The organism is uncultured Bacteroides sp. (assembly GCF_910578895.1).
Taxonomy (GTDB): domain Bacteria; phylum Bacteroidota; class Bacteroidia; order Bacteroidales; family Bacteroidaceae; genus Bacteroides.
Window position 1 is genome coordinate 20,307 of sequence record NZ_CAJTSC010000017.1, and the last position, 8,143, is coordinate 28,449.

General features: G+C 42.5%; 3 protein-coding genes. All 3 read right to left on the reverse strand.

Annotated features, from left to right (window positions below; genetic code table 11):
* Nucleotides 1-4 precede the first annotated feature (4 nt).
* Genes QZ327_RS06215 through QZ327_RS06225 form a run of 3 tightly spaced genes read right to left on the reverse strand, consistent with a single transcriptional unit; the run spans nt 5 to nt 8,002 of the window.
* Nucleotides 5-2,827, reverse strand: a complete 2,823-nt coding sequence (locus tag QZ327_RS06215) for a SusC/RagA family TonB-linked outer membrane protein (RefSeq protein WP_294618032.1) — start codon at nt 2,825-2,827, stop codon at nt 5-7.
* A gap of 30 nt (nt 2,828-2,857) precedes the next feature.
* A complete protein-coding gene (locus tag QZ327_RS06220) occupies nt 2,858-4,822 on the reverse strand; it encodes a RagB/SusD family nutrient uptake outer membrane protein (protein WP_294618034.1) in 1,965 nt (654 codons plus the stop codon).
* Nucleotides 4,823-4,834: 12 nt separating this feature from the next.
* Nucleotides 4,835-8,002 (reverse strand): TonB-dependent receptor, encoded by a 3,168-nt coding sequence (locus QZ327_RS06225; RefSeq protein ID WP_294618036.1) that lies wholly within the window; start codon nt 8,000-8,002, stop codon nt 4,835-4,837.
* Between the last annotated feature and the right edge of the window lie 141 nt (nt 8,003-8,143).

An 8,143-nucleotide genomic window follows, 5' to 3' on the forward strand; every position in this document is an offset into this window, starting at 1 on the left:
GTATTTAGAAAGTCGCTTTCACACCCAAATTATAAAAACGTGTCTGAGGCGCGGAACCTACGTTAGTCTCCAAAAGTTCACGTTCCTTGGATATAGTCAACAGATTAGAACCACTTACATAAGTAGAAAGGGCTTTCACCAGTTTCCCACGCAACATCTTTACAGGAAAGTCATACGTAAGTTGCACTTTAGCCAAATCAAAACGATTGTTCTTATACATCCAGAAATCAGAGTTAGTAAAGTTGTTATTACCATTACCGGTTGTCAAGCGAGGATAAGTGGCTGTTGCCGCAGTTTCTTCCGTCCAACGTCCACAAACCACCTTAGAATATTTATTTTCCCCAGAAACCCAATAGTAACTACCTCTTTTAAGATTCTCACCGCCTATATTACCAGTACCCAACACAAACAAGGTAAAGTTTTTATATTTGGCAGTCAGATTGATACCCATTGTAAAAGGTATATTAAACTGTCCTAACGCGATCTGGTCTTTCGAGTCAATAATGTTATCTCCATTCTGATCCTTGTATCTCAAATCACCCGGTTTGGGGACACCACCTCCCAATGCCGTCTGCGAAGGAGCCGCAGCTATTTCAGCATCATCATTGAAAAAGCCTAAACACTCGTATCCCCATATTGGGCTAATGACTTTACCCTGACGATACTGATAAGCGTCCTCATAAGTACTATCATCGCGTTTAGTAGCCTTGGTGGCATAATAAGTACCATTGATTCCTGCAGAGAAATCCAATTCGCCAAAACGCTTATTATAGTTCAACGAAAAATCAAATCCCATTCTCCGGTCATTATTATAATTAATATAAGGCAAAAGGGTCTGAGTACTTGAATAGTTAAAATAACTTGGGAAAAGATTTGAAGAGTTGATGATACCGCCTTCCATAGAATTTACAAAGAACGAAACATCTGCCGTAAGTACCTTTTTCCACAAAGAAGCACGTACATTGACCGAGATTTCCTTACGTTTCAAGAATGTAAGGTCATCATTGGCACCACGTAGCGACTGGGATGTTTTCAGGCTTCCGCCATCATACCATCCCCAACTGGAACCATCCATATCGTAGCCGCCTTTATACATATAATAGTCAATTCCCAAGTCCGTATTCAAGATACTTCCGCTGGCACTAACCATCAACTCGTCAAATGCAGACCCTTTCAGGAAACCTTCTTCAGCTAAATTCCATCCCAAAGTGAATGACGGAGAGAAAGCATTACGGTGTCCCTCTGCCAACCTCGCGGAATGAATAGCCGATCCACTGAACTCGGCATAATACTTATGCTTATAATTGTATGATGCCTGTATGCCAATATTTGCATTACATGTACGGTGATACACTCCGGCAAACGTCTGCTGGAAGCCACTTACCAAAAGCATGGCATCCAAATTGTGTGCATTACCGAAAACACGGTTATAATCAAAATGTGCATTCAACGTAATCGTACGGTCGGAATTGCTGTCACTAATACTCTGTTTACCAGTTTTTTCATCATTGGTAGCACTCTTTGTCAAACTTACAATCATATCACGACCATCAACCTCTCCCCATACCGGAATAAAAGTAGCATACTTATTATTGTAACTTGTCCTATACGATGTAGCATAATCCATTGAATATTGCGCATGGAAAGAAAGGCCCTTCAATGCATTCCCCAAATCAATGTTGACACCTGCATCAAATTGCAAGTTACGACGAGTGGTACTACTCTTACCTGCTGCATGATAATCAGCAAATACATTGGTCAAATCGTCCTGTGTACCTGCAAGGAAATACTGTCCGTCAATAATATTACTCGAAGTCTTCAATAAATCCAACGCTGCCGTCGCATTAGGGTCAATCATACTAATCGGAATCAGAGGAGCTACTCTATTGGGGCGAAAAGTAGAGGCCAAATTCCAATAATCACCACCGACTGTTCCTTTGGAATTATAAAAAGATACATTAGAGTTTACATAGGCAGATACCGTTTTACTCAAATTCACATCCACATTACCACGTACACTGAAACGGTCAGTACGGTTGTATTTACCTTGACCAAAGTTCATTTGATCACCCTCGTTGTAATAACTGATGTTAGCATAAAAACGAGCACGATTGCTTCCCGCTGATATTTCTGCCGTAACATCCGAACGATTGTAGGCTTTCTTTATGAAATCAGACGAATAGAAATCCACATCCGGATAACGATAAGGATTCTGTCCGCTACCAGACAAAGTTATTTCATCCGTATTATATTTCGGATTCAAGCCATCATTTTTGAGCGCTTCATTGTAAAGTGTCATATATTCGGCCGACCCTAAATATTCAGGATAAGATTTCGCCACATTCCAGCCAGTATTTGCTCTGACATCGATTACAAGCGGAGAGACCTTTCCCCTTTTAGTAGTTACCAATACAGCCCCCTTAGCAGCCCGGCTACCGTAAAGAACTACGGCTTGTGCACCTTTCAAGAAAGTGATACTTGCGATTTCGTCAGGTTTCACAGTATCAAGATTACGGGGAGCGCCATCCACTAAAGCCAAATATTCATCAAGTCCCCAAAGCAAGCTACCGTTCCAACCACCGACATAGCCCTGCATATTGGTCAAGGTACCAGTGGTATAATTCTTCTTCATCAGTTCCTCGACATCTACAGTAGACACACCACCTAACATATCTTTGGAAGCTATCTTGCGATAAGCAATCTGCGTTTGCTTGCCGGATGTCAGCAATGAATCCATCAGCTCCGCCGCATTTTGTGCGGAAACAGAAGCTCCAACTGACATGGATGCCAAGACAAGCAAAAGAAGTTTTTTCTGTATATGTTTCATTTGAAATTGTTTTTGTTGTTAATTTTCTTATTACCAACCCGGATTTTGTCCAAATTCAGGATAGAGATACACATCATTGTCGGGCAACGGGAGCCAATAGTGTTTGGTTCCATAAATGCGTTTCAAGATAACTTTCTCGTTCCAATTTGCCACACGTGCATTGGCAGGGTCATTCTTCTCATAATAAGAGTCTGTTTCCATACGGTCGAACTCCTGCGAAGTTTTCACATTGTAAGGATACTCCGTAAGAAGCAACCAACGCTGCAAATCATTGAAACGGAAACCTTCGAAGGCCAATTCCACAGCACGTTCGCGACGGACCTCGTCCATAAACTTATACTGATCGGCTACGTATGTCGCGCCTACATGACCTACTCCACAACGGTCGCGCAATACGTTGATAGCATCTTCGGCAGTCTTCTCGAAATTAGTCGATTTATAGGAAGCACCACCAATGGCAGCACCGGCCTCGGCATACATCAGATAAATGTCCGCCAAACGCATATAGGCTACATAACCTTGGAAAGCTTGATTGTCCTTATAAGCAAGGTCGTGGCTATTGGCCGTATGAGGCACCAACTTATGTATAAAATAACCGGTACGACTTCCATTAATGACATCCCTCATCAAACCGTTAGAAGACAAAGTACAGTATCTATAATTATAATCGACATGAGTCTTGTTAAGTGATTTGTTCAGATACTTAACACCATCAAACAATATGTCATGATAGAGACGAGGGTCACGTCCTTTATAAGGATGTTCCGAATCGAATTGCGAATTATCATCACTCAACGGAAGCCCGTTTGCCATACCGTAGAGATTCACGTAATTGGCGGTAGCCATTTTAATGACGTTGCCTCTTACCCCCAAACCGTTCATCTTCGGTCCGTATTGCGTTACAAAATTCCACAAACTGGTATTACCTTCCGGTAATGCACCTCTGAATATTGCTTCTGTAGAACCCGGATATTTCCAATTTTGTTTAAGTGTGTAGCAAAGATCCGTATAGCAAGTAGAAGCCGATTTTGCTTTGGTATGATCATAAATATTGGAAAAATTAAACTCAACCAATGCATATTGCGTTTTTCCGTTTTCTACAAGCGACAGCAGTTCACCGAAAGCCTCTGCAGCCTTCTTGGCATACTCCTTATCATAGTCATACGTTTTTGTACCACCTAATTGAGCGCCATGCACCATCAACGGACTTGCCGCCCAAAGATACACTTTGCCCAAATAGCCCAATGCGGCAATCTTATTGATACGGAGTCCGTTCTTCCCCAATGTCCTTTTACCGGCTTCTGTCTCATCCCAATCAATAGGTAACAAATCGGCAGCCCGACGGAAGTCTTCTGCACAACGATCGGCACATTCTTGAAAAGAAAGACGAGGCAAAGTGAATTCTTCACTAGCACCAAAAGTTCTGTCTATATAAGGCAGTCCTCCCACCCATTGCATCAGTTCCTCATGCCACCAAGCACGGAAGAAATAGAGTTGTCCCTCTATCAGGTTACGTTCTTCTTGCGTAGCGTCAATCAGTTTATCCATATTTTCCAAGGCTAAGTTTGCTTTACGGATACAGTACCAAGCATTCTGCCACAAGGCTTGCGAACGTGATTTGTCATGTCCTTTAAGTGCCGTTGGATCTGCACTCGAGTTCCAAAGCCAAGTCAAGCCATTATTTGTCCACGCTTTGAAATTTCCCAAATCGAACTGGTTAGTAAGGCGTCCCTCACCATAACTCACATTCTGTATTTCATCATCACCCAAGTTGTATTCACTCGCACTTGCGTTAGATTTTTCCTTATCGGGAATAGCGTTATACATTTCTTCTATATATCCTTGGAAGTTGAAGAAATTCTTAAACGCTTCATCACTTGACACTATGGCATCCTCTTCCCTGTCCAAATAATCAGAACACCCTACAAAGGGAATCGATACGCTGACAAGCAACAAGCCACATAACGAATTATATATTTTTCTCTTTACATTCATAGTAATACTTATTTATAGTGAGAACTTTATACCCAAATTCACACGTTTCATAATAGGATAAGCCCCTATATTGGAACCGCCACCCGAGAAGTTGCCTTCACGGTCATCCGGCATACGCGACCACATCCACAAGTTATTTCCACTTACAAAAATCCGCAAACCGGAAACGCCCAATTGACGTGTCAAAGTGTTCTTAAAGGTATATGAAACCTCTATGTTCTTCAAGCGGACAAAAGAGGCATCGTATACATATTGGGTACCTTCATAAGCCGTTACTTTCGGAGCTACCCAACGGGGAGTGACAAAGTCTGCGGCATCACCAGCCTCACTCCACCAAGTACCGTTATCAAACACTACATTATAGCGTTTAGAGAAACAGTCAAGGTTTACACTACGACTCACATTGTTCACACCATAGAACTGGGCAAAGCAGCTAAAGCCTTTCCACTCAAATCCTAAAGTCGCGTTATAGGAGTTTTGCGGAGTTCCGGTATATCCGTAAGGAGCCTGGTCATCTTGATTTATCACACCGTTTCCATCGAAGTCCACGATATAGTAATCACCGGGAAGACGGCTGTCATCATTTGCCTCATGCTTAGGACTACCATACAATTCATCGTACGAACCGATAAAGCCTTTATCTATGTAATAACGTCCCTGTTCGATGGAGAAGCCCGCCTCTTTACGATAGTTCGGCAAGAGTGGTTTGTCATCCTTCACAATCACCTTGTTTTCAGAGTGGGTCATACTCAGATTTGCCCATACACGCATCTCATTTTTGAATCGTTTGTTGAAGCGCAACTCCAATTCATAACCGCGAGTATGTACCTTACCCTTATTGACAGTGGCTGGTTTCTGACCATAATACGAAGGAACCGAACGGCTGCTACCACCGATAAGAATATCCGAACGCTTGTCACGGAACACTTCCACACTACCTGCCAACAAACCGTCAAGTAAAGCATAGTCAATACCAATATTCAACTTACGTACAACTTCCCAATGTACATCCTCATTTCCTACTACACTTTCCCGATACCAACTGTAAGGGCTCTTTCCTTTACGTTTTGAGGGGTCCATAAAAGTCTGCCAATTCTTATCATATGCCCATTGATCTTGGAAAAGCCAACGACCGCTTACGTTATCATCACCGATTTCACCGTATGAAGCCCTGATTTTCATCATATCCAAAATCTTTTTCTCCCGCAGGAAAGCCATAAAAGGTTCTTCGCTAATCATCCAGCCGATGGCACCCGAATTGAAGAAAGCGAAACGGTTGTCTTTACTGAACTTCTCCGAACCGTTGTAAGCACCGTTGTATTCTATGAAGTAACGACCGTCCCAATCATAGGTGGTACGAAAAGCCCAGTCTTCACGATAGTGCGGAATTTCACTACCACTGGCGGTCTCCTGTCGGCTGAACAAGCCCATTGCCGTAACGCTATGCTTGTTGAAGTCGCGTGCCCAGTTCAACTGCAACTGATAGTTCAAATTGCGCCGGGTAGATTTATTTTCCACTTCACCGCCCCGGGTGTCCCAGTCCAAGATAGGATACATATCAAAGTAGTTATTGCTATCGAATGGGAATTGGTAAGTCACAAGTCCTGTGTCAGGATCGATATATTTACGACGTTGATTCGAACCGTTATTCGATTGAGGTTCTTCGATACCACGGTCTTTCTCCAAGAAGGAGTTATCCCAAGCAATCATACCTCTGAACTTCAACCCCTTCGTAATGAAATCCAATTTCTGTTCCAACACGAAGTCAGTAGTGATACGTGTGGTCGTATGTTGTGCCGCACCACCGGTTGCAATCAAGTCAATAGAATTATACATATTGACATCAGAAGGATAAAAGCCTAATGAACCATCGCTGTAACGCGGAAGGAAGATATCGGGCGGCGTACGATAGATTCCGGCCCATGCACCCGCTTTCTTGGTAGTCGTACCGCTAGTAGCACTACTATAATAGAAAGGACGTTCCTGCAAACCAGTGGAACCTGCCACACTTACCTTGAACAGGGTAGTTTTGGTGATATGGAAATCCAAATTACTACGCATATTGATACGGTCGTAACCATAGCCGTTATCATAGCCACGTCCTGTCTCGAACTCACGGAACAAGTCTCCCTCATGCACATAGTCGATAGAAGCGAAATACTTCACGAACTTCGTACCACCACTAATGTTTAGGTTGGCATTATATGACATCGCAAAATCTTTGAACAATGCTTTTTTCCAATCGACATTCGGATAGCGTTCGCGCTGTTCTACCGTAGTCTGATTACGGAAATTATCAATGAATCCCTGTGAACGGATGTCATTCCATGAATCCGGATTTATATTCAATTCATGCTCAATGGCCATATTACGAGCCATATAAGCATCATAAGAGTCTAACTTATTAGGGATACGGGAGGGGGTTTTAAGTATCGCATTGGCCGATACATTAATCTTCGCTTTACCTTCAGTACCACGCTTAGTGGTAATCAAGATAACACCATTGGCGCCCTTCACACCATAAACCGCCGTAGCAGAAGCATCTTTCAGTACAGAAAGCGTTTCCACAGAAGCCATATCCACACTGCTCATGGGACGTTCCACACCGTCCACCAACACCAGCGGGTCACTGCTGTTCCAAGAACTGGCACCACGAATCGTAATCTTAGGTTCTTCATCACCTGGCATACCGTTGTCCTGCGCAGTAATAACGCCCGGCAAGTTACCAGTCAAAGCCGAACCGATGTCGGTGATACCGGCCGCACGTTCCAATACCTTACCAGTAGTCTGCGTAATAGCACCTACCACACTGGCTTTCTTCTGTTGACCATACCCCACTACCACTACTTCTTCCAGTTGTTGGGAGTCATCTTCCAAAATCACACGAATAATGCCTTTGGAATTCGCTTTGACTTCTTTCGACTTCATGCCGATAAAAGACACCACCAGAACAAAGTTCTCTTTAGGAACCGTTAAGATAAAATTACCATCAATGTCAGAAATGGTACCTACGGAATTGTTGCCTTTCAATACAATAGAAGCGCCAATAATACTTTCTCCATTGGAATCGGTAACTATTCCTTTAACCTGTAGCCCTTGCGCTTGCAAACTCAAGCACGAAAACAGCATTAACAGAAACAGATAAGGAATCTTTCTCAATTCTTGTTTCACATTTTTCATTATTTTCCTTTTAAATTAAAATGTTGCATTTTATTTTGAATGTTTTTACTTACTTCAATAAATTGATATACCAAATATATAATTTATACAGAAAAAATTACGAAGGGTGAGGTGGTAAAAGATTGTTTTTCATATAGACTA

What these genes read in the sequence shown, in the direction of transcription:
- QZ327_RS06215 (WP_294618032.1), bottom strand. Translation starts at nt 2,827, where the DNA reads ATGAAACATATACAGAAAAAACTTCTTTTGCTTGTCTTGGCATCCATG.
- QZ327_RS06225 (WP_294618036.1), bottom strand. Translation starts at nt 8,002, where the DNA reads ATGAAAAATGTGAAACAAGAATTGAGAAAGATTCCTTATCTGTTTCTG.
- QZ327_RS06220 (WP_294618034.1), bottom strand. Translation starts at nt 4,822, where the DNA reads ATGAATGTAAAGAGAAAAATATATAATTCGTTATGTGGCTTGTTGCTT.